Here is a 23,193-nt window from a genome sequence, read left to right as displayed (position 1 = left end):
CGCTACGTTCTGGAACGTAGCGGGGTATTTTTTTCAGGAAGACATTTACAACGTAGCGTCTAGAAATCAGCGTCGAACGTAATGCCTTTAGGCTCTTCAACTGGTTTTGTCACTTCGGCTTCGGCATCCTGCGGATTTTGAGCAGCCGCTTTAGCTGCTTTGAATTTGGACATGACTTCACCCCGCTGGTATTCACCCACACGCTTCTCGAAGAAGTTGGTTTTGCCCTGTAACGAAATCATATCCATGAAATCGAAGGGGTTTGTTACGTTGTATAATTTCTTAAGGCCCAACGTAACGAGCAGATGGTCAGCCACGAACGCAATATACTGCTTCATCAGGTCGGCGTTCATGCCAATCAGCGATACCGGTAAGGCATCCGACACGAATTCCTGCTCAATCTCCACAGCGTCACGAATAATGTCATATAACTGCGACTCCGGCATTTTGTGCAAAATGTGGTCGGTATAAAGCATACAGGCGAAATCGCGGTGCAGCCCTTCGTCGCGGGAAATAAGCTCATTCGAGAACGTCAATCCCGGCATCAGACCCCGTTTTTTGAGCCAGTAAATCGAGCAGAATGACCCGGAGAAGAAGATGCCTTCTACGGCGGCAAAAGCAATAAGTCGTTCAGCAAAGGAGCCGTTTTCAATCCAACGTAGCGCCCACTCGGCTTTTTTCTGCACACACGGAATGGTGTCGATGGCATTGAGCAGCCGGTCTTTCTCGCCCGGATCTTTGATATACGTATCAATCAGCAGCGAGTAGGTTTCCGAGTGGATGTTTTCCATCATCACCTGAAAACCGTAGAAACATTTAGCTTCGGCATACTGCACCTCCGACAGAAAGTTAACCGCCAGATTTTCGTTCACAATGCCATCCGATGCCGCGAAGAAGGCCAGTACGTGCGAAATAAAGTGCCGTTCGTTATCATTGAGGTTGTTCCAGTCTTTCATATCCTGCCCGAGATCAATCTCTTCGGCAGTCCAGAATGAGGCTTCGTGGGTTTTATAGTACTCCCAGATATCCCAGTGCTTGATTGGAAACAGCACAAATCGGCCTTTATCTTCTTCTAAAATCGGTTCACTGACATTGTCTTGCGTCATGGCTTGCGGATGCGGTTATTATGTGGAAAAGCCAATCAAAACGAGTGGCTATGTACAGAGCAGACTACCTGAATTCTGGTTAACAAAATTAATCTTTATGCTAGCTTCTGCAAGATGTAAAAACAGAATCAGTGCTATAGAACAAATGACGTAACGTACTAGTATGGCTAGAATCAATACGTTACGTGTAATGGAGTTGAATAAGTTCTTGGAATAGTTCTGTTTGTAGGATTAAAGAGGGCTATGACGCAGAGATGCACGGAGGAGAACAGAGATTCGCAGAGAAAATTAATATAATCTCTGTTCTCCTCCGTGCATCTCTGTGTAACAACTCTTAAGGCTGAGCTAATTGATTCGGATAATTCCGGTATTCTTTCGTCCAGTTCCAGGCACCAACGGCGGCAATAAAGCAGAATACAAAATACTCAGCCCCAACCAGTTTGACGCCTTTTTGAAAATACATATACGTCAGTATGATATCGACAACCAGCCATACGTACCAGCACTCGACCCGTTTTTCAATCATCAGGAACGTAGCAACGATGCTCATCACCGTCGTAAACGAATCAAGGTAAGGGAACGCGCTGGGCTGGCTGAACAGGATGGGAAACCACTCATGCAGGTTGCTGGCGAACGTACCCAAAAGGAACGTAGCGATTACGCCTGATACGCTCCAGATAATGAATTGCCGTATCGGTATCCGGCTGATACGTAGTTCCTGATGCTGATCGGCTTCGTTCTGCTTTGGATGCGTCCACCGCCACCAGCCCTGTATGTTCGTAATGAAGAAAAACACCTGCAAAAACATGTCGGGATACAACTGAATCTGGTAGAACAGAAAGAAAAACAGCAGTACACTAAACGCACCAATGGGCCAGCTCCAGATATTGGCTTTGGCCGAAAGCCATACGGCTACGGCACCACTCACACCCCCGAAAAATTCGAGGTAACTCATGGGGTAATCCCAGACGGTAAAGAAAATGGTACGTATGTCAAAAAAATCGGGCATGGGATTCAGCAATCAAGCAGGATTTACCATCTTTAACGCCACGAAAGTACAGCTTAACCTTTTAATAAACCCTTATGCAACGTATTGCCATGCTTGGGGGCGGCTTCATTGGCCGCTTCTACGCCGATTCACTCCACGGTCAGCGCAGTCGCGATAAAGTCGTCGCTATTTACGCCCGTCGTCAGGAAACTGCCGATAAATTCAAAGCCGATTATGGCTGTAGCTTCGCTTCGACTGATATGGAAGAAGTCATTGCGCACCCTGATGTCGATATGGTTTGTATCGCGCTTCCAAATAACATTCATGAAACGGCGGTCAATCTCTGCGCAAAACACAAGAAATCAGTGGTTTGTACGAAGCCGCTGGGACGCACGGGCGAGGAAGCGTTACGTATGATGAAGACGGTGGAAGAAGCAGGCATCTTTGCGGGCTATCTCGAAGACCTTTGCTACACGCCCAAATTCCTGAAAGCGCTGGACAGTGTAAAAAACGGCGCACTGGGCCGTATTCTCTGGGCAAAATCCCGAGAAACACACCCTGGCCCGCACTCTGACTGGTTCTGGGATAAGGAACAGGCGGGCGGTGGTTGTATGCTCGATTTGGGCTGTCACTGCGTTGAAATCGCCCGGAATTTTATTGGAAAGGACGTAAAGCCAGTGGAGGTGATGTGCTGGGCCGCCACGCAGGTGAAACCCATCGACGCTGAAGATCACGCCATTGCCCTGGTTAAATACGAAAATGGCGCCATCGGACAGTTTGAAGTGAGCTGGACGTTCCGGGGCGGCATGGACCTCCGCGATGAAGTGATGGGAACAGAAGGTACCATCTGGATCAATAATTTCCTGCGAACGGGTTTCGAAATGTTCACAACGGGCAAGGGTGGTGATTACATAGCCGAAAAAGCCGAATCGAACACAGGCTGGCTCTTCCCTGTCGGCGACGAAGTGAATGACCTGGGTTATAATCACATGTTCACCGACATGTTTAAGTCGCAGGAAGAAGGCCGCGAACCCGCCGAAACGTTCTATGATGGCTACGTAGTGAATGCCGTTCTGGACGCTGCCTATCGGTCGGCTGAAACGAAACAGTGGGAAAAAGTGAACCTACCCGTCTGGCGCGGTCAGGAAGGGCTCAAGCCTGAATCAACCCTGGTGGAATACGACGCCGATCATTACCTCATCAAACAGGAAATGACTCACGACGGACGTAACAAGGTGATTTTGAAAGAAAAATCCAGCGGTAAGATTATCGAGCGGGACGTAGTATAATAGCCATTTTTGTCATGCTGAGAAACGAAGCATCTTAATGATTCTCTGTTCTCAAGTTAGGAAACATTAAGATGCTTCGTTTCTCAGCATGACAAAGTCGCACGTTTTAAAATATTCGCTCACATCAACTTCTGTTATTTCATTTCTTCAGCGTTGTTGCCCCAAGCAGTTTAAGCAACGTAGCGTATTCCTGCAACAGATACTTTTCGGTAGTGAGTATATCGGCCAGATAAATAGTGATCAGTTGATGAGTCCGGTACTGGCTTTGCGGGTCGGTCGTGATCATGTTGTGAATAAATTCACTCAGAAAAACCTGTGTCAGTCCGTCTACTTTCTGCTGGAGCGTATACACTTCATTAATCTTGTGGTAAATAGTGTAGGGAAGCAAATGCGAGACACCAGAGGAGGTTGCTGACTGGAAAGCCGCATTTTTTAGAAAAGCGGGATTCAGGCCTCTAACGCCAAATAATTTAGCTCCCCGATTTAGTGCCTCTCCTTGTGGTAATCGCAATCGTCGCCAGCTAGCCAGCGAGTCATGTAATAACTGATGATAATTTACGGTAGCTTTCAAACCAGCCTGATTGTCGCGAATTTCCTGGCGAATGGTCGCCGTGAGCTGATTTTTCAATTGCTCATCTTTCTTGTCTTCCTGCCAATCGCTTACCAGTAAGCCAAGGTATACCCCGATCATGGTAATGAAAATAGGTAACAGTATGTCTTTGAAGATCGCGATCTCGATAAGTTTTAGAGAGCGGAATAAGTTTTTCATACTCGTAAATTATAGCCTTGTCGACTAAATGACAAATTAGTTGCAGTGTCGAACAGGAATCAATTGCTGATCGAACGTAGCGACCATCGTAACAATCTTAACGAGTTGTTGGCGATAGCCAGTTGATTTCGTTTCTTGCAGTACAAAACAGATGTATAGGATTGATGTGGTTAGAAGATAAAAAGATTGTCGTCATTGGCGGTACAACAGGCATGGGCCTGTCGGCTGCGGTTGCATTTGTGCGCGAAGGGGCGCAGGTTGTTGTGGTAGGCAGAAATCCAGAAAGTTGCGCAGCCGCTGAGAATCAGCTTGATGGAAACGGTTTAGCCATGTCGGGTGATGCGTCAGATCCGCAAACGACACCCAAAGCTATTGCCCTTTGTCAACAGATTTTTGGTGATTTCGATGGCCTATACCACGTAGCTGGTGGCAGCGGACGGCGGTTCGGTGATGGCCCCCTGCACGAGTTGACGCTCGACGGCTGGAATTATACAGCTAATCTCAATCTGACGTCGCTGATGCTCTCCAATCAGGCCGCCGTGAAAGCGTTTCGGGCGCAGGGGAAAGGCGGAAGTATCCTGAACATGGGCTCTGTACTGGGCGCCAGACCGTCGCCCGAACATTTTGCTACTCACGCCTATGCCGCCATGAAATCGGCTGTTATTGGCTTCACTAAATCAATAGCTGCGTACTACGCCAACGACAATATTCGTGTTAACGTACTGGCACCGGCTCTGGTCGAAACCCCAATGGCGCAGCGGGCTTCACAGGATGATGCAATTATCGCATTCACCAAAACCAAACAGCCGCTCGACGGCGGACGTATTGGCCAGCCAGAAGACCTGGATGGTGCAGCCGTTTATTTCATGTCCGATTATTCGGCCTTTACCACTGGCCAAATTCTGACGGTCGATGGGGGCTGGAGTGTAAGCGAAGGGCAGTATTGAGAACGTAGCACTCGTATGATCACTACGTCCCGCCTGACGCTTATTCCTTTGACGCTCGACCAGCTTCGATTGTATATTGCAGACAATTATCGGCTGGAAGAGTCGCTGGGGTTGCAGAAAGGCAATCGTGTGGCCGGGGAACTCGTGTTAAGCATCATTATGCACTTTACGATTCCCCGACTTCAAGATCCTACTCGTGATCCGCTTTTTCATACGATGTGGCTGGCCATCGACCGGCAAAAACAGCAGTTTGTAGCCGAAGCCAAATTCAAAGGAGAACCCGACGAAACAGGGACCGTTGAAATTGGTTACGGTACGTATCCATCCCTCCACCGGCTAGGCTACATGAGCGAGATGGTGAGCGGATTAGTGGCCTGGGCTGAGCAGCAACCCGGTGTTCGGCGCGTAGTGGCCGATACTGATACCGAGAACGTAGCATCGCAGAAAGTGCTCGAAAAAAATGGTTTTCGCTTGTTCGACAGAATCGAAAATATGCTTTGGTGGGAGTACACGTTTGACTGACTAGTATCGGCAAAAATCAGATTCTTTCCAGTTGAAAATTGAATTGTCATTAAATTTCATCCATCAATAACGTAGCAGTTCTTTGCTACGTAGTATCCATATCCGCCAATTGTCCTGAACTGAATTAGTTGGATTTCAACCCCTAACCGTCTATTACGTTGCAACTCGTTCCTATTAAAACTACCGTTGTCGGCTCGATGCCTTTCCCGGGATGGCTCGAATTTTCGAGTCAGCATCTGACGCAGTTGGGTCCCGCCGACATTAACGAAATGATTGAAGACGCCGTCGTTACGTCGGTACATGACCAGGTTGCAGCCGGATTGGATGTTATTACCGACGGTGAACAAACGCGCTTCGATTTTAACCTGTCGTTTTACGGCTATATAAATGGTATTCAGAACAACGACACCGAATTACGTCGATTTGGGCCGCCCGCTCATGACCAGCGCGGGAAGCATAACATCATCGAAACGCTAACGGCTCCCAAAGGCCTCGGCGTGGTTGAAGAATATTTGCGTCTGAAACGGTTAGCACCCGAAGGACAATGGTTAAAGGTGTCCATTCCAGGGCCTTATACGCTTAGTGGGCGCTTACTCCCCGGCCATTTATACAAAGACCGCTGGGAAGTAACGGAGGCTTTATTGCCGCTGGTGAATCAGGAAATTGCTAGACTGGTCGAGTTGGGCGTACCGGAAATCTGCGTCGATGAGCCGTCCATGTCGTGTTACGCATACCGTGAGGATACCAAACGTTTCGTCGATATTTTCAATCGGACAGTAGCGCCCGGCGTCGGTAAAACCCGTCTGTCGATGCACCTCTGTTTTGGAAACTACAAAGGTCGGTCAGTCGGAAAAAAGACCATCGCGCCTATGCTACCTGATTTTCTGGATATGACCGTCGATGAATTGCATTCAGAAATGACCATCCTGAATTTTGCGGAAGTAAATCTATTAGAGCGTTTCGCTGAGAAATTCGACGTAGCAGTCGGCGTCATCGACGTAAAAAGTTATTACATCGAAACGCCCGAAGACGTAGCGGAACGCATCCGAAAATGCCTGCCGTACGTTCCTGCCGAGAAATTAGCCGTTGCCCCCGACTGTGGCCTGAGCCAAACGGCTCGCTGGGCCGCTAAACAAAAACTGGCAAATATGGTGGCTGGCGCGAAGCTTGTCAGAACCGGGATTTAGCCGATTGGAGGATTGTCAGGATTTTGTTTTTCGCTTCTCTGAAGCGCATAATCTGATGAAAACAAAATCCTGAAAATCCATCAATCGGCTAAATCCCGGTTCAAAGACCTACCACACACCGCTCGTTGGCCAGTTTATCCATACTTTCATCAAGCAGCATCTGGGTTTTGGCGTTGTCGAAATACGTAGCAAACGAGGTACGTAACTCTTTACGTTTCATGGCTTCCAGAAAACGCCGAACGTCATCTGGATTTTCGAGAAGGAGAGGGGGCACTTCGATAGGTTGATCATTTTCGCCTTTGGCGACCATCGTAAAATAGCTGGTATTGGTATGCTTCATGACGGACGTCGTTACGTTCTCCGCTACTACCTTGATCCCAACCACTAATGATGTTCGCCCGACGTAGTTAACCGAGGCCATTAGCGAAACCAGTTCACCAACTTCCACTGGCTGCCGAAAATTTACCCCATCGACGGACACTGTTACGCAATAGTGCCCCGCGTGCTTCGCAGCGCATGCGTAGGCAACTTTGTCCATCAGCGACAAAAGAATGCCCCCATGTACACGACCGCCAAAATTGGCATACGACGGAATCATCAACTCCGTCAACGTAGTGCGTGAATGATTAACAGGCTTAGCGGTCATCAGAACCGGGTTTAGCTGATTTAAGGATTGTCAGAACCGGGATTTAGCTGATTGCAGGATTGACGGGATTTTGTTTTCAAAATAAGCGCTTCGAAGAAGCGAAACTAAATCCTGAAAATCCATCAATCGGCTAAATTCCGGTTCTGACAAATATCTGGTAATCTATGCAGTTTAAAAACAAAAAGCCGCTACGTAGCGGCTCTAAACAAAATCCTGAAAATACTTAAATCCGGTTCTGACAATTAAACAGCAAAACTCTCTCCGCAGCCACATGTACGGCTTGCGTTCGGGTTTTTGAACTGAAAGCCCTTACCATTCAGACCGTCCGAGAAATCGAGTTCGGTACCGGCCAAATAAAGCAGGCTTTTGCGGTCGACTAGTATCTTAATGCCTTTATCTTCAACAACGTGGTCAGTCGGTTGCTGCGTAGCGTCGAACTGCAGGTCGTACATCAGACCCGAGCAACCACCGCCCTGTACACCTACGCGAATGGCGTATTCATCAGCAAGGCCATCTTTCTGCCGCAGCTCAATGATTTTATTTTTAGCAACTTCCGAAACCGTAACCATGATCGGTTAATGTATAATGAAAAATGTTTTAGCAACGTTCTGGCGATGCATTCGTAGGTTTGCAACACCATACAAATAACTTTTACGGCTTGAGAAAAGTTTCCTGCTAGACCATACCCCATTACTCATTGTACATTAAGCATTATTCATTCGATAGATGTTCACCAACGTAGAACACATTGGGATTGCCGTCCGCGATATAACCGCATCGAACAATTTGTTTACCAAACTTCTGAACGTAGCACCCTATAAATCGGAAACGGTTGCTTCGGAAGGTGTTACTACGTCCTTTTTTCGGGTTAATGAGACGAAAATCGAACTTCTGGAAGCAACCAATTCAGATAGCCCGATTGCAAAATTTCTGGAGAAAAAAGGGGAGGGAATCCATCACATTGCCTTTGAAGTAGATGATATTCAGGCCGAAATGGACCGGCTAAAAGCTGAGGGCTTTACGTTACTTAATGAGACACCCAAACGCGGAGCCGATAATAAATTAGTGTGTTTCCTGCATCCGAAAGGTACCAACAGCGTGTTGGTGGAACTGTGTCAGGAGCGTAAGGAGTAACCGAAAATGAACAAAACCATCCAGAGACTTTTAGGAATCGCTATTCTTTTCATAACAACGTTTGCCTGCGGGCAACAACTCAGTTATACGGCCCGATTTACCCAGCCGGGCGTTGACGTACTGCATTATGGATTCTCGCTGACACTCAGTGATTCAAGCAACCAGATTAAAGGCGAAACCACCATCCGGTTCACCCGCGCCGACGACCGGCAAACCGTCTGGTTCGACCTCATTAGCAGCAAATCTGATTCGTCTGTAACTGGCATGAAAGTACGTAGCGTAGCACTGGCCGATGGCAAAGCCGCACCGTTCAGCCAACGTAACAACCGGGTTTTTATTAACCTGCCTGCCGCACCCAATCAACCAACCGAACTGGTGATACGTTATGACGGAATACCTGAGAAAGGGTTGATTATCAGTAGGAATAAATTTGGTGAGCGAACGTTTTTCGGTGATAACTGGCCAAACAATGCCCGCAATTACCTACCCGTCGTCGACCATCCATCCGACAAAGCAACCTGTACATTTGCGGTTAATGCGCCCGCTACGTATCGCGTTATTGCTAACGGTAAGTTTATGGGTGAAAGCAGTTTGCCCAACGGACGAAAGCTAACCCGCTGGCAGGAAACTACGCCGATTCCGACCAAAGTGATGGTGATTGGAGCCGCCCAATTTGCTGTTGAAGAAGTTGGAGCCGTGGGTGGCGTTCCTGTACAAAGCTGGCTCTATCCCAGAGATAGCCAGAAGGGGTTCATCGATTACCGGCCAGCTAAGGAAATTCTCCAGTACTTCATCAATAAAATTGGTCCGTATTCCTATGAAAAACTCGCGAACGTAGAATCGACGACGATTTTCGGAGGCATGGAGAATGCCAGTTGTATTTTTTACAATGAGAAAGTCATTGTTGGACGTAAGGATTCGGACGTAGAAGCATTGCTGGCGCACGAAATTGCTCACCAGTGGTTTGGAAACTCCGCTACCGAAACCGACTGGTCGCAACTGTGGCTGAGCGAAGGATTTGCTACGTATTTCTCAGCGCTTTACCTCGAACATGCGTATGGCAAAGACACACTCAACGCCGTTCTGAACCAGAACAAAGGCCAGATTTTCCGCTATTCGGCGCTGAAACCAAAGGGGACCATTGTCGATTCAACGGCCAACGATTTGATGGATTTGCTGAACCCAAACTCCTACCAGAAAGGCGGCTGGGTACTGCATATGCTACGTCATGAACTCGGCGATGATACGTTCTGGAAAGGCATCCGGGCATATTATGAGAAATTCCGCAACCGCAATGCGCAAACCAGCGATCTGCAGGCAGTTATGGAAAGCGCGTCGGGCAAGAAATTAGGCCAGTTTTTTCAGCAGTGGCTCTATCAGCCCGGATATCCTGAAATCGTTTGGGGCACGAGTTATGACGAAGCGAAAAAAGCGTTAGTCATCGACATTCGGCAGGCGCAGCGAACGGGTGCGTTTTTTGCAATACCACTCACGTTCAGCATCCGCGACGCGCGCGGTCGTGAGCTTTCTCGCACTGCCCGCCTGAACATGACTGAACAAAACCAGACGTTCACCGTACCCATGGCCACTAAACCAGCCGCCGTCGCCATCGACCCCGACAATACCGTACTGATGCGCGCTGTACAAATGGGAAAGTAAATTCCTGACTTGCTGAGTTTGGAAGCTAAGCAAGCCATTTATGGTGAGACAAACGTGGTGAAAAAACAGATTCCCATCGCTAATGACATCTTGGAATCATGAGACGTTTCGTGGTTAGAATCTCGTTCCGAAAGCTTCAGACACTTCCACAATCAAGTCAAAGAATTTCTAGCCAGTTATCCATAAACACCAAAAAGCCACAGCTTCACAGCCGTAGCTTTTCTCGTTAAAAATAGCTACTGTTTAGTTCAACGTAATGGTGCGAGTAACTGTCTGAGCCGGCTTGGTCGATAACGTAACGGGATGCACCGATACGTCTTCACCCGAAACGATTTCTACTTGATAGGCACCGTCTTCCAGATCAACCATATTGAATTGGAAGTGGAAATTGCCTTGTTTCTTGTTGATCATTTGTTTCGCCAGTAGGTCGCCACTTTTGCTTTTCAGCAAAACGACCAGCACCTTACCGGGTTCGCGCTCCACAAACACATTCAGTTTGGAAGGCGTTGCCGACGGGAAAACGGCCGCTTTGTAGGAGGCCGTAATAGCGGTTGGATTGGAAGCTGGTGTGGCCGGAGCGGCAAACGTAGCAGTGCTTAACAGGACAGCAGCAATGATGGATGTGACAAAAGTTTTCATGAGTGTTATGTATTTGTTGTTGTTTGAATGAGTCAAAGGTATGGTGGTAAAAATCGGTTGAGAATTGGGATAAGTATAGACTGTCAGAAAACCCCCATGAATGGTGAAAATTCGATAACAGAGTGTTTTAGGCTTTACTCCATCTGAACATAATGATTAGCCGTTAACAACAGCCGTTACGTTCAATAAGCTCACATCAGAACGTAGCACGGCGGATACCAATAAATAGTAAGCATATTATATTTTTGGGCGCATTGACTTCTATATACTCCTGCCTGGAAACGTATCAGATAAGTATTGCTACGTTATTTGTGATATATCTAATCGCTCAGTGCCCTTATCCGACAATGATAAAGCTCATATTCACCGTTTTTTCTGTTTTCTTCCTTCTGTTTTTCAGTCCGTTACGTCCTCAACGTTCCGAGACAGCGGAATCCTCTCACCTGCTAAGCAGGGCCGACTCTCTTCCCAATGCCAGCAACTGGCCGTCTGAACTTAAACTCACTAATTTTACAGGGCCTGACCTCACACCTAGTCCCGCCTGTCTGGCTGTAGCGCCTACGGGCGAAGTATTCGTCGGTGTCGATATGATTGGTTCGCTGGGGAAAAAGCCGGGGCAGGGACGTATCATTCGACTGGTCGATTCGAATCACGATGGGAAAGTAGACCAACATACTACGTTCGCCGTGGTCGATAACCCGCGTGGTATTCTGCCTGTTGGTGATCAGGTATTTGTGCTTCATACGATGTTTTCCAAGGAAACGGGTATAGCGTCGGGAATGGATTTGGTTGTCTTTGCCGATAAAAATCATGATGGGATAGCCGACGGCCCTTCGTCGCCGATTATTGAACACATCTGCTCGCCTAAGTTCATACAGAGTCGTGGTACTGACCATGCTACCAACGGTATTCGGATGGGTATCGATGGGTGGATTTACATTGCAGTGGGCGATTTTGGTTTCCACGGCGCAACCGACCGGTCGGGAAAAAAAATGACGATGCTGGGTGGAGGCATCGTTCGGGTACGACCCAATGGTACCGAAATGGAGATTTATACGCACGGTATGCGTAACATCTACGACGTAGCCATCGACCCTTACATGAATATTTTCACTCGTGATAACACCAACGATGGTGGCGGGTGGAATATCCGGTTCAGCAATCAGATTCAATCGGGCGAATATGGCTACCCGGTTCTGTTTAAGCACTTTACCGACGAAATTATCCCGGCGCTGGTCGATGTAGGCGGTGGTTCTGGTACAGGATCGTTTTACATGGATGATGACACCTGGCCCGAAAAATACAACCACGTACCGATGATGGCCGACTGGGGCCGTAACCAGCTCTATCTTCACCGCGTTACGCCCGATCAGTCGACGTTCACGCAGAAAGAAGAAGAGTTCATCAAGCTATCACAGATTACAGACGTTGACGTGGATGCGTCGGGTGAGATGTACCTGTCGGCTTGGGCGGGAGCGGGGTATTCGGGTAATCCAAATAAGGGATTTGTGGTACGTGCCGTGCCCAAAAACTGGACGTACAAAGCGTTTCCGGACGTAACGAAATTATCGGAGAAAAAACTGGGTGCTTTGCTGAAATCGGGTAGTTCCGTAGCTCGATTGGCCGCTCAGCAGGAATTGATTACACGCCCTGCCAAGAAGTCGACAAAGCTGGCTTGGAGCATCGCAGACGATAAATCAGCTCCCCGTTACGCTCGTGTGGCCGCTATGTATACTTATGCCCAGATCACCGGCGCTGATGGCCTTGCCAATCTGGTGAAATTGACCGAAGACAGTGACATGAAGGAGTTTGCGCTACGTGCCCTGTCCGATCGAAAGCCGCTACGTCAGTCGGTGCCTATTGAACCATTTCTGAACGCATTGAAAGACCCATCACCCCGTACTCAAACGGCGGGTATCATTGGGTTAGGGCGCTTGGGTCGACCTGAGGCAGCACAAGCGTTGCTGGCCGTGAACGTACCGTCGTCGTTTGCACCACCGGCAAAAGGTACCGAAGGACCACACGCTACGCCTAATTCCGCTATCGTACCGCCACACCTGGCTGTTCGGGCTTTGGTAAGCCTGAATGCAGTCGATGCTTGTGTGCAGGCCATCGAATCGGCTCATGGTACGCTGGCACTCTGGGCGTTACGTTATATGCATGATCCCAAAGCTGTAACCGGATTGATGGCCGCCTATAAGCATACGCAGAATGAAGCGCTGAAAAAACAGATACTCGTTACGTTGTCGAGGCTGTATCGAAAAGAAGCTGATTACGATGGTTCGTGGTGGTGGAGTACACGCCCTGATACGCATGGCCCGTATTACAAAACCGTTACGTGGGAGTCGTCGCCGATGATTAAAGATTTTCTGGTTGAGGAATGGAACAAAGCTGCTGACAAAACATTTTTTGCGGATTTAGACAGCCGTCATCGTACCGAAATTCCGGAATTTGGTGCTAAGGATTCCGTTGTAGTAGCCAAGGAAGAAACCAAAGTTGATCTGGAAAAAATACGTAACAAAAAAGGCCAGATTGGCGAAACGTCCATCGAAGACGTCATGCTGGCTATGGCTAAGATTCCGGGAAATGCTACGTTGGGCAAAACCTTGTTTACGCAACAGGGCTGTGTTGCCTGTCACAGTCTCAGCAAGAGCGAAACCATGAAAGGACCATTTATGGGGCAAATCGGTTCGATTATGACACGCGAGCAGATTGCCGAATCGATTCTTAAGCCGAATGCGTCGATTTCGCAGGGATTTGCTACGGTACTTATCACAGCAAAAGGTAATAAATCATATACCGGATTTGTAACCGAAGAATCAGCAAGCCGGGTTGTGCTACGTGACATTACCGGGCAGGTTACCACGTTGAAAGCATCTGATATTCTGAGCCGCAAGGAAATGGAGACGTCAATGATGCCCAGTGGTCTGGCAAACGCGCTGTCGTACGAAGAGTTTGCGTCGCTGATTACGTTCCTGTCGCAACAGAAGAAATGAATGTTTTTGTCATGCTGACGCAGGAAGCATCTTAAAGTATCCTTACTATTTTGTTTAGATACTTTAAGATGCTTCCTGCGTCAGCATGACAAAAACTACTCTCGAATTAAATTTTAAACAGGTTCAGTTCAATAAATTCAAGTTAACACTCAACCCGACATGAAATCACAAATTACTACGTTGCTGCTTTGCTGTACGCTGGCAGCTTTTGGACAGGGAAATTCGGCCAGCAAGGAAGAATGGAAGCCGCTATTTAACGGTAAAAACCTGGATGGCTGGGATGTTAAAATCCGGGGAAACGACCTGAACGACAATTTCGGCAATACGTTCCGGGTGGAGGATGGTAAAATGGTGGTCCGCTACGACCAGTACGACGACTTTAAGAAGAAATACGGCCATATTTTTTACAAAGGCGACTTTTCGTACTACAGAATAATTGTTGAATACCGGTTTGTGGGCGAACAGGCGCCAAAAGGAGAAGGCTGGGCATGGCGTAACAGCGGTATTATGGTTCATGGACAACCGGCCGCCAGCATGGGTAAAGACCAGGATTTTCCGGCGTCTATCGAAGTTCAATTGCTGGGTGGTAGTGGTGACGGAAAGAAACGTACCACTTGTAATCTTTGTACGCCCGGAACCAACGTAGTGATTGATGGGAAGTTACGCACGCAGCACTGCATCAATTCTACGTCGAAGACATACGACGGTGACCAATGGGTACAGGCCGAAGTGCTGGTGCTGGGCGATTCGCTGATTCAGCATTTTGCCAATGGCGAAAAGGTGCTGGAATATAACAAGCCACAGCTTGGCGGTGGTTCGGTGAGTGGCCACGACGCGTCTCTGGTTGTCGATGGAAAACTGCTTGACCATGGGTCTATATCGCTCCAAAGCGAAAGTCATCCGGTCGAATTTCGGAAAGTAGAGATCCTGAATCTGAAAGGTTGCATGGACCCCAAAGCGAAAAATTACAAATCGTATTTCGTTAAAGCCGACAATAGCCTCTGCGATTATGGGAAGAAATGAGAAAGGTTGGTTTGCCAGATAACGTGAATTATGTTTTGTCATCCTGACGCAGGAAGGATCTTAAGATTTCCCGACACTCTAGTTAGGAAACCTTAAGATTCTTCCTGCGTCAGGATGACAAAAATCTTGGGAAGTTTTGTACTCGTCCGGTAATAAAAACAGTTATCGGTCCCGGAAGCGCTTCTAAGTTGCTGTGGAACGTAGTAATGAAACGTAGCGAATCGAATGCACCAGTCTGACTTACTATTTGCATCCAATAATCAGCGTGTGGTTACCATATCGACAATGCGATAATGTTTTCTATATTTTTAAATTGAAAACTAATCTGACAATTGGGTACATACCAACATTTAATGTCAATATAGCGTTGGTTCTTGACTTAAGAACAATTCTGGAAGCCTCTACCATTACGTTGTCAAGCAATGTTCAGTTAAATGCAGGAGACACAATAGACTTATTTTATTTTCCCAGTGGGCTGACACAAAATATTACCCTGAATAACACGAGCTGGACAATTACTAAAATAAATTAAACACTACGTAGCACTAGCCTTCGAAGGATTGAACGTAGCGGGTAAATCCGTTCTTATAACCGATACTCTTCACTACGTTGCTGGCTTTTATACGCTACATGCGTCTGTCAGAACGGATAGCCCACGCCGATATTGAATACCAGATTTTCTTTACGCCAGTCGCGGCTGCGAAAATTGATTTTGTCGATAACCCACTCACTGCCATCCGTTTGGTAGGGCTTACGTAGCGGTGTTCCCAAATCGAACCGAATCAGGAAATAAGACAGATCTATTCGAATACCCACGCCGGTACCGATGGCTATCTGCTCATAAAATGTTTTCGAGAATTGAGCGCCATAACCGAAAATATCGGTATTTGCATACGTCCAGACGTTACCTGCATCAACGAAAACAGCGCCCTCAAGGTATTTATTGAACTTGAGTCGCAGCTCTGTATTCGCTTCAAGCCGAATGTCACCTCCACCATCCTGAAATATTGGAACGTTACGTAGGGTATCGCGGGTAAATAAGCCCGGCCCTATAGCCCTCGGCCGAAACGCTCGTATGCTGTTACTGCCGCCAACAAAGTATTGCTTCGTAAAGGGCAACTGGTAACCTTTGGAGTTCCCGTACGTGATACCGACACCAGCAAACACCCGATTGGCTAAGGTTAAATTCTGAGCTAATTTCCGGTAGTAGCGGAAATCGGCATCCAATCGCAGAAACTGCGCATAAGGCACTCCAAATATGCCTTTCCGGTCATCGTTAGGAACTGCTTTGTGAAAGAATAAGCTGGCCAGATTCCCGGCGGCTTCAACGTTTGTCGTCAGCCGAAATGTATTCGGTGAAATGGAACGGGCTGGCGAGTTATAGTTGAAGGTATATATACTACTGAGAATTAATTGGTCGGAATTGAGAATATTGACGTATTGACGTCTTACTATCTCGGGAATATCTGTATTTCCAATTAAGTCATAAAGACCTGTCGCTTTATTTGATGGTACGTAAACGTAGTTGATATTAAACGGCTGAAATACGTGTTCAACCTGCTGATTCTGCCGCCAGGCATAGCCAAACGTAATCTGTGCCGAGTTGATACGGTATAATCCGCCCCGGATAATGGTCTGATAACCAATGGTGGTATTGGTTTTGGGCAAGGCCTGCCGCTGGTCGTAACGGAATCTGTATGGCGATACTAAACGCGGAAAACTTAACGTAGCGTCGGCACCGAACCGGTAATTGGTGATACCTTCACCATCCACGGCTGACTGAAATTCGATACCGGCATTAGCGTTGATCACCAATGACTCCGCCCGACGTAACGCATTCCGGTTCCGCCAGCTTACTATAAGCTGCGTACCCGTGAAATTATTGGAACGCGACGTACCATCTAGTTCGGCCCGCATTGATTTGGCAGGGTAGGGGGTCAGGTAATAATGCACATCCAGTACCGCCGAATCACCCTGCTGATCGGGGTCGAAACGGTTACGGACAAATTTGAATGCGCCTACGTTGATAAACCGCGACAAGGTTAAATCCTGCATTCGGCTGCTATAGAGCTTGCCCGGTTGCACAGTCACTATATCCCGAAACAGTTTCGGATTGAACCGGCGCGTTGAATCGACCACCCGAAAACTTTCATTCGTCTGATAGGCTCGTCGCTGGTTGGTGTCGTTGCGCGCTGTCGATAAGTTATAGTTCGGGTAAATAAATACGTTGCGGATGGTGTAAGGCACGCTGGCCGCTTCGGGAATATCGGGCTTGACGGCGAAATAGAGCTTGGTTTTATGCGCCACCGAATCATTATCGGCAATTACCGCTACGTAGTCGGGAAGGAAATAGTAAAAACCACGCTGCTTGATGGATTGACTGATACGTTCGCGTTCGAGTTTGATGTTGTCGAACAGATAGGGATCGCCTTTTTTGATAATGGTACGTCGGGAGGCAAACCGCAGGGCTTTCTGAACTGGGGTCGAATCGACCAGAAAACCAACAGAGTCAATGTGATAGCGTTGTTTTACATCTACGTCATAAACCCCACGCGCTTTATAACCGTCTTCTTTTAGCTGAGCCGTAGCGTCGGAGCCGAAATAGCCCGCATTTTGCAGTGTAGCCTTGAAAATAGGAATGTTTGCCGAAAGCGCTTTAGCACTGGCAAATACAGGTTCCTGCCCAAATTTCCGACGAAACCACGCCCGAAACCCCTTTGGCTTCCTAGGTTCGCCAAACAGGTAGTAAAGTCCTACTTTATACGGATAACCGAAGAGTTGCTGGTTGGGGCGAGGGCGGGCCAATCCGGATAGTTCTTCCTGTATGGCTTCCTGTTCGGAAGACGGTACGGTAGAATCGGCCTTCACAACAATGTCGGTGCCCATGTAAAGCCGCTCATTGGCTGGCAGGTGCTTGGCAACGTTACAGCCGTTGAGCAGCCAGACCGTGAGCAAAAGGCATAGACAGGTAACTAAGTTTTTCATAATACGTTAATTCAGCACGGCACCTGGCGACGTACGGCTGAAAATTTCGGAAAATGAGTTATAATCCATTGTGATGATGAACCCAATTCCGGTTTCAATGACGTAACCATCGAGTACAGCCTGGTAATCGTTACGTCGATACGCCCGCAATACGTAGCGACCGTCGCGTGTGATGCTATAATTGGCCGATACGTTGTCAAATACCTGATTCTGACTAGGTGTGGCGGCACTGGCCGCGTTGTCGAGTACAAAGTTTTTACCCACCGAAACCGTCACGCGGCCCGCCAGAAAACTACGCGATATGCCTACGTTCAGGTCGGTACGGGAACCGTTGGTAACACCGCCCGTATTGGCGCTGCCCGTTTGCGAAAGCAGGTTAAAATCAACGTCGAAGCCCTTCAGTACGTTAGAAGCCAGTCTACCTAACTGGTCAGAAATAAGTTTGCTTACACTGCTACGTGCGATGTTTTCAGCCTGTGTATTAAGCCCGCCATTGCCCGACCCAGAAAAGAAATCTGACGAATTCTCCGGCAAAAACCGGCCCAGCACCAGCAAAGCAAACACCTGTTTGTTCATCAGCGACTGATCCTGACGCAGCGTTCGGAGCTTACTATCGATGTTGCTTCCCAGCGCACTCGACTGAGCGGCATTACTTTCTTCTTCGGGCAACCGAATGTCAAAGCTCAGTTTGGGTGCCGATAAATTGTCGGAAATCGTAAGTAATACCTCGAATGGTAATTTACGTTTGGCGGCTCCTGCATCCACACTAGTCGATTCGTTGCCAATCAAATCGCCGGGCGAGGTCGACACTTTGTAAATCGCCGTCATATTGATGTCGGCCTTTAGCGGGTCGCCGGTGAAATTGATATAGCCGCCTTTCTGTAACTGGAACTGCCGTTTCAATACCTGATACGTCATCGAATATTCACCTTCCGTTACGTCATAACGGCCCAGCACCGTCATCTGACCCGCTGCATTGATGCCCACATTAAGTCGGGCGTTGCCCCGCGCCCGTAGGTAATCGCCGTTGAGCTCATCGACCACAATGGTCAATTCTGACTTTTCATCGGCTTCCAGATCAAGTGAGATGGTTGAGTTACTTAACTCATCAAATGCCAATCGAGTCGTTTTAGTCGTATCGCTTTTGGGACGGTATAGGTACTTGCGGAGAGCCAGCGAATCGCTGTGGTTTATAAACGTAACAATGCCATTGGCTTCGTTCACATTGACCGATTCGTCGGGTAGCACCATCGAAATTTTACTACCATCCTCCAGACGTACCGTACCGTTTATCGACGCGTTGGACCCTGTTCCCTTAATCCGTAAATCGGCGCTGATAGCTGCTTGTCCATACGCGTAATCGTTGTCTTTACGAGCGGCATTTAGCACCTGAAAATCGGCCGCTTTTACGCGAAGGTTGTAGGCTACGTCGGGTAAATTACGTAGCACGACGGTGCCATCCGTTGTGAGGGTACGGCCCAACGTATCGCGCACGTTGAAATCATTCAGCGTAATGGTTTGCCCCGCGAAAGCCAGTTTTTCCTGGTCGATGCGATACGTAGCGTTGAGTTGTCTGATGTTGAACGCTACCGAATCGAACGCTACACTGCCGTCGATTTTTGGATTATCGGTTGACCCGGCCACGGTGAAACCACCAACGAGTTTGCCCTTCGCCTGACGCAGCTCACCGAAACTAAACGCTTCGATGGTTCGGGCATCCAGCCGGTTCAATTTGATGGCCAGATCGAGGGCTTCTTTAGCATTTTCGGGGTTGTAAAATCCTGTAACCGTAGCATCGTTAAACGGCCCAATCAGCGTTGTGTTGACGTTGATACGACCATCCGAGGTATTGTTGAATCGGGCGGTCAGGTTGCCGATGGGCTTAGCCATCACCTGTAAACTATCGACGTAAACAGACCCGGTAAACGCCATATTATTATCCTCACCCATGTAGTCCCGAACGATGATCGTTCCATTGAGTTCGCCATCGGCCAGCGTAGTGTCCTGGTTGGCGAGTCGGGCCATACTTGCTATGTCGAGGGCGCGGGCGGTTACGCGGATGGGTGCATTTGGGTATTGTTCTGTACTACTTATTTCGAGCGATTGCTGTTGCTGCTCCAGATGCAGTCGGTTAATCAGGACACCATCTTTTCCGTACTGCGCAAAGCCGCTGGTATCGGTCTGCCAGCGTTGATAGTTGGTAAGCAGACCATTACGTGCAAACTGGAATCGGTAACTGGAATCGACAATGCTGAGCTTACCCGAAATTCCGTGCAAATCCTGATTGACCGAATCTTTGTTGACCAGGGCAAACCTGAACTGGTTGTTGGCGGCTGTCCCATTCAGATTCGTTTGCCGGATAGTCATCCCATCGTAAAGAACGCCGTCGATACGTCCATTCACAACTAACTGATTACCAACACCACGTAGCAGAAAACTACTTCCCTGCAACGTAGTGGTATCATACACGACCACGCCCGTACGGAACGTAGCAGATAACGTAGTATCGCGCGCATTGTCCAGATAGGCATCCAGACGTACCGTATCCAGCTTGGTAAGACCGGGAACGAACCCTAGCAGCAGTGGATTCTGATAGGCTTTCATATTCATCGTGAACGCGTGCGGGGGCGGAATCGCCTTGTATTTCAGATCAGGCAGGGCAATATATCGACCGATTTCTCCCGCAATGATGTCATAAAGCTGTGCGTACTCGAACTGCCCGTTGAGGTTAACCTGCGCACCCGGTACCTGCGCCGTCACCGACTTTGTATTGCCATCAGCACCCAGTTGGGCATAAAGCGAGTCGATGGGGTAACTTTTGCCATCTAAACTTAACGTAGCATCATTAACCGAAACCGTACCAACAGGTTTGGCTGGATCGGTCGAGGCCATGTCCATGATGATACGTCCCTTGATCGAAAGTGGGTCGTCATAAAGCTTGAGTTTTTGCAGATCGAGTTCATTCAGAACCGTCTGGCCTTTCACGCTTGGGAATTCACCCTTCAGTCCAACCTGCGCATCGATGTCGACGTTGGCATTCGGGTCTTTAAGTGCGCCCTTAATATCCAGATTCCCACTCGCCAGTTTACCTTTTGCATCGAGATTCTGATAGCGATACCCATTCAATTCGGCTGATTTAATCGCCAGATCGAAATCAGTTGTCAACGTATTGACGTCGATGCCGCGCCCATTGACAGTAGCCCGGCCCGTTACCTTACCAATCGTTCCGGTCTGTTTCAGCCATTTGCCCGCGTCGAAATCGGTCAGATTTAGCGTGCCTTTGTAGGTCTCATTTTTGCCCGCCACAAAACCCGCCAATCGACCGTCGAAAGCGGCTGAACCCCAAACGGTATTAATTTTTGCATCCAGAATCAGGTCGTTCAATTGACCTTGTATTTTACCAGTAAGTTTTAAGCCGGGTGGTAAATCAATCGTTGACGGAATTGAACCTTTGGGTGCCAGTTTATTAATATCAGCTAACGTAGTGCTAACTTCCCGGACGTTCATGTTTACACCAAGCCGATTGGGGTCTGTTACGTTCGTCAGTTGCCCACTCGCACGTAGTTTGGTGCCCGACAACATATCGAATTCGAGCACAGGCAAATTCAGCGCGGCCAACGTACCACTCGCCTGTGCATTTGCCTTGAACACACCGCCACGATTTCCCGCAAACGGTGGTGTATCGGCCAGATCCGGGGCCAGTTGCAATACGTCATTGACCGACAAACGACTTTGCTTCAAATTCACCCGAACGGCGACACGTTTAGCAAATCGCGGATTGCTCAACTGCGCCAGCGAATCGTAACGTAGCACCATTTGGTCGCGGAGCAACGTAGTGGGCGTCTGGATATAGAGTTTGGTGAGCGTGGTGGTTGTATCGGTATACAGCAAATTGCTCTCGAATTTCTGAAGCACAAACCCGCTCGTAGCGCGGAATCGACCGTTACGTAGCTGACCACTGATACGTTGACCGCGTTTGCCTAAATCCTGATAAACCAGAAACTTACCGTCGATGCCCAGATTGCGCAGGTCGAGATGACCATAATCGAGTCCCTGTTTCTGGCGCGGGGCCGTTTCATCATCAAATTGAATGCGGTTATTGGCAAATCGCACGTTGGTAAGCCGTGCCTGCCAACCGGGGGACGTAGTAGTTGTCGACGGCGGTGGTTCGGGCGAGGCTGCTTTTTTGGCTGGTCGAATTAACGTAGCGGCAATATCGCCGTCGGTCAACTCCAGCGTTTTAAGGCCAATTTTCGATCCCTCCAGGTAAAAATAATCGGATTCCATCGCGAGTCGATTCACCGCTCCTTTCGTCCGGAAATCGGCCGTTTCGACGCGAACGTCCCATTTCGTGTTGTTGAGTTGCCACTTACCCAGTGCCAGATTCAACGTATCGCCCGGTTTGGAAGGCGCTCCGGGTGGCGTTGGCAGACCTTCATACAAGCGTGTGAATACGTTCAGCCCATTACCAGTTACGTCTGATAAATGGTATTTCGACGTATTGACGTCCATATCGCTGAATTTGGCGTTCAGGCTGTCGAGGACAGCATTTACGTCGGCGCCTGCTACGTCGTCTTTGTATCGGATACGTACATCGCGCAGGGCAATTCCCGTGAGGTTGATTTTCATCGGTGTCGACACTGTATCAGACGGTTCGGGTGCCGTACCTGTATCGAAGGCATCGAGAATGTATTGAAAATTGAAGGCAGTGTCAGGCAATGTGCGGGTAATGTTCACACGGACGCGCTCCAGTTCAATCTGGTTCAGGGCAATGCGGTTATTGAGCAAACCCCACATATCGAGGTCAACGCGCATTCGGCCTCCGTCGAGCAACGTATCGCCTTTGGGCGTTTTAAAAAATACGTCTTCCAGCTCAATCCAGTCAGGAATGGAATAGCTGATACGTCCAATGTGAAAAGGCGACTGAAGCCGTTTTGCCAGGTACGAGTTTACCTGCTTCGTGACGAATTGCTCACCCCAGGGAGTCGTGGCGATGAGCACAACGAACCCGGCGACGAGCAGCACGAGGGCTATAATTCCCAGCAGAATACGAACAAGTATTTTTGCCACAGGCAGTATTAATTAATGAATAATGGTTAATGAATAATAGATGGCTCAGAACAGTATTCATTAACCATTATTCATTGCGCATTACCCATGTTATTACGTTCATAACGCGTTGGCGAAGTATTATGTTACGAGCCTTTTTTAAAGCTATTAAATGTCCATAATAATCACGCCTTCATTCTATTCAGTCGTTTTGCTGCTCATGAAGTCAGACGAACGCTATGTACATACGTAAC

At 48.3% G+C, this 23,193-nt stretch carries 16 protein-coding genes; 8 read left to right on the top strand and 8 right to left on the bottom strand.

What is annotated here, in order from left to right; genetic code table 11:
* Positions 1-59 precede the first annotated feature (59 nt).
* Both IC229_RS15855 and pnuC read right to left on the bottom strand, forming a co-directional pair.
* Complete coding sequence (locus IC229_RS15855) at positions 60-1,106, bottom strand: ribonucleotide-diphosphate reductase subunit beta (RefSeq protein ID WP_190887975.1); 1,047 nt, start codon at positions 1,104-1,106, stop codon at positions 60-62.
* Positions 1,107-1,440: 334 nt separating this feature from the next.
* Positions 1,441-2,115 (bottom strand): nicotinamide riboside transporter PnuC, encoded by a 675-nt coding sequence (gene pnuC / locus IC229_RS15850; protein ID WP_190887974.1) that lies wholly within the window; start codon positions 2,113-2,115, stop codon positions 1,441-1,443.
* Positions 2,116-2,189: 74 nt separating this feature from the next.
* On the opposite strand from pnuC, the gene IC229_RS15845 reads away from it, so the two are divergent.
* The gene (locus IC229_RS15845; RefSeq protein WP_190887973.1) at positions 2,190-3,383 is read left to right on the top strand and encodes a Gfo/Idh/MocA family protein; all 1,194 of its coding nucleotides are present in this window, start codon (positions 2,190-2,192) and stop codon (positions 3,381-3,383) included.
* A gap of 139 nt (positions 3,384-3,522) precedes the next feature.
* Here IC229_RS15845 and IC229_RS15840 read toward each other — a convergent pair whose 3' ends face one another.
* Positions 3,523-4,152, bottom strand: a complete 630-nt coding sequence (locus tag IC229_RS15840; protein ID WP_190887972.1) for a hypothetical protein — start codon at positions 4,150-4,152, stop codon at positions 3,523-3,525.
* Positions 4,153-4,316: 164 nt separating this feature from the next.
* On the opposite strand from IC229_RS15840, the gene IC229_RS15835 reads away from it, so the two are divergent.
* The 3 genes from IC229_RS15835 (at position 4,317) to IC229_RS15825 (ending at position 6,808) form a co-directional block, all read left to right on the top strand.
* Positions 4,317-5,099, top strand: coding sequence for an SDR family NAD(P)-dependent oxidoreductase (locus IC229_RS15835; protein WP_190887971.1), 783 nt, complete (start codon positions 4,317-4,319; stop codon positions 5,097-5,099).
* 15 nt (positions 5,100-5,114) lie between these two features.
* Positions 5,115-5,621: a GNAT family N-acetyltransferase gene (locus IC229_RS15830; protein ID WP_190887970.1), complete on the top strand. Its 507-nt coding sequence runs from the start codon at positions 5,115-5,117 to the stop codon at positions 5,619-5,621.
* A 158-nt stretch (positions 5,622-5,779) separates the two neighbouring features.
* Entirely contained in the window at positions 5,780-6,808 is a 1,029-nt protein-coding gene (locus IC229_RS15825; RefSeq protein WP_190887969.1) for a methionine synthase, read from the top strand.
* 100 nt (positions 6,809-6,908) lie between these two features.
* Here IC229_RS15825 and IC229_RS15820 read toward each other — a convergent pair whose 3' ends face one another.
* Both IC229_RS15820 and IC229_RS15815 read right to left on the bottom strand, forming a co-directional pair.
* Positions 6,909-7,454 (bottom strand): acyl-CoA thioesterase, encoded by a 546-nt coding sequence (locus IC229_RS15820; RefSeq protein ID WP_190887968.1) that lies wholly within the window; start codon positions 7,452-7,454, stop codon positions 6,909-6,911.
* A 242-nt stretch (positions 7,455-7,696) separates the two neighbouring features.
* Positions 7,697-8,023: a HesB/IscA family protein gene (locus IC229_RS15815; protein ID WP_190887967.1), complete on the bottom strand. Its 327-nt coding sequence runs from the start codon at positions 8,021-8,023 to the stop codon at positions 7,697-7,699.
* A gap of 157 nt (positions 8,024-8,180) precedes the next feature.
* On the opposite strand from IC229_RS15815, the gene mce reads away from it, so the two are divergent.
* Complete coding sequence (gene mce / locus IC229_RS15810; RefSeq protein ID WP_190887966.1) at positions 8,181-8,588, top strand: methylmalonyl-CoA epimerase; 408 nt, start codon at positions 8,181-8,183, stop codon at positions 8,586-8,588.
* Between the two features lie 6 nt (positions 8,589-8,594).
* Positions 8,595-10,247, top strand: a complete 1,653-nt coding sequence (locus IC229_RS15805; protein WP_190887965.1) for a M1 family metallopeptidase — start codon at positions 8,595-8,597, stop codon at positions 10,245-10,247.
* 243 nt (positions 10,248-10,490) lie between these two features.
* Here IC229_RS15805 and IC229_RS15800 read toward each other — a convergent pair whose 3' ends face one another.
* On the bottom strand, positions 10,491-10,886 hold the full coding sequence (locus tag IC229_RS15800) for a hypothetical protein (protein ID WP_190887964.1): 396 nt from the start codon (positions 10,884-10,886) through the stop codon (positions 10,491-10,493).
* A 347-nt stretch (positions 10,887-11,233) separates the two neighbouring features.
* On the opposite strand from IC229_RS15800, the gene IC229_RS15795 reads away from it, so the two are divergent.
* Both IC229_RS15795 and IC229_RS15790 read left to right on the top strand, forming a co-directional pair.
* Positions 11,234-13,882, top strand: a complete 2,649-nt coding sequence (locus IC229_RS15795) for a DUF7133 domain-containing protein (RefSeq protein WP_190887963.1) — start codon at positions 11,234-11,236, stop codon at positions 13,880-13,882.
* 159 nt (positions 13,883-14,041) lie between these two features.
* A complete protein-coding gene (locus tag IC229_RS15790; RefSeq protein ID WP_190887962.1) occupies positions 14,042-14,905 on the top strand; it encodes a 3-keto-disaccharide hydrolase in 864 nt (287 codons plus the stop codon).
* A gap of 639 nt (positions 14,906-15,544) precedes the next feature.
* Here IC229_RS15790 and tamL read toward each other — a convergent pair.
* Both tamL and IC229_RS15780 read right to left on the bottom strand, forming a co-directional pair.
* The gene (gene tamL, locus IC229_RS15785; RefSeq protein WP_190887961.1) at positions 15,545-17,890 is read right to left on the bottom strand and encodes a translocation and assembly module lipoprotein TamL; all 2,346 of its coding nucleotides are present in this window, start codon (positions 17,888-17,890) and stop codon (positions 15,545-15,547) included.
* A 6-nt stretch (positions 17,891-17,896) separates the two neighbouring features.
* Positions 17,897-22,960, bottom strand: a complete 5,064-nt coding sequence (locus IC229_RS15780; protein ID WP_190887960.1) for a translocation/assembly module TamB domain-containing protein — start codon at positions 22,958-22,960, stop codon at positions 17,897-17,899.
* Positions 22,961-23,193: the final 233 nt, after the last annotated feature.

It is taken from the genome of Spirosoma profusum, assembly GCF_014699005.1.
Taxonomy (GTDB): Bacteria; Bacteroidota; Bacteroidia; order Cytophagales; family Spirosomataceae; genus Spirosoma; species Spirosoma profusum.
This window is presented reverse-complemented; position numbering and strand designations above follow the sequence as displayed.

What these genes read in the sequence shown, in the direction of transcription:
- mce (WP_190887966.1), top strand. Translation starts at nt 8,181, where the DNA reads ATGTTCACCAACGTAGAACACATTGGGATTGCCGTCCGCGATATAACC.
- pnuC (WP_190887974.1), bottom strand. Translation starts at nt 2,115, where the DNA reads ATGCCCGATTTTTTTGACATACGTACCATTTTCTTTACCGTCTGGGAT.
- IC229_RS15830 (WP_190887970.1), top strand. Translation starts at nt 5,115, where the DNA reads ATGATCACTACGTCCCGCCTGACGCTTATTCCTTTGACGCTCGACCAG.
- tamL (WP_190887961.1), bottom strand. Translation starts at nt 17,890, where the DNA reads ATGAAAAACTTAGTTACCTGTCTATGCCTTTTGCTCACGGTCTGGCTG.
- IC229_RS15800 (WP_190887964.1), bottom strand. Translation starts at nt 10,886, where the DNA reads ATGAAAACTTTTGTCACATCCATCATTGCTGCTGTCCTGTTAAGCACT.
- IC229_RS15835 (WP_190887971.1), top strand. Translation starts at nt 4,317, where the DNA reads ATGTGGTTAGAAGATAAAAAGATTGTCGTCATTGGCGGTACAACAGGC.
- IC229_RS15805 (WP_190887965.1), top strand. Translation starts at nt 8,595, where the DNA reads ATGAACAAAACCATCCAGAGACTTTTAGGAATCGCTATTCTTTTCATA.
- IC229_RS15845 (WP_190887973.1), top strand. Translation starts at nt 2,190, where the DNA reads ATGCAACGTATTGCCATGCTTGGGGGCGGCTTCATTGGCCGCTTCTAC.
- IC229_RS15840 (WP_190887972.1), bottom strand. Translation starts at nt 4,152, where the DNA reads ATGAAAAACTTATTCCGCTCTCTAAAACTTATCGAGATCGCGATCTTC.
- IC229_RS15790 (WP_190887962.1), top strand. Translation starts at nt 14,042, where the DNA reads ATGAAATCACAAATTACTACGTTGCTGCTTTGCTGTACGCTGGCAGCT.
- IC229_RS15815 (WP_190887967.1), bottom strand. Translation starts at nt 8,023, where the DNA reads ATGGTTACGGTTTCGGAAGTTGCTAAAAATAAAATCATTGAGCTGCGG.
- IC229_RS15795 (WP_190887963.1), top strand. Translation starts at nt 11,234, where the DNA reads ATGATAAAGCTCATATTCACCGTTTTTTCTGTTTTCTTCCTTCTGTTT.
- IC229_RS15855 (WP_190887975.1), bottom strand. Translation starts at nt 1,106, where the DNA reads ATGACGCAAGACAATGTCAGTGAACCGATTTTAGAAGAAGATAAAGGC.
- IC229_RS15820 (WP_190887968.1), bottom strand. Translation starts at nt 7,454, where the DNA reads ATGACCGCTAAGCCTGTTAATCATTCACGCACTACGTTGACGGAGTTG.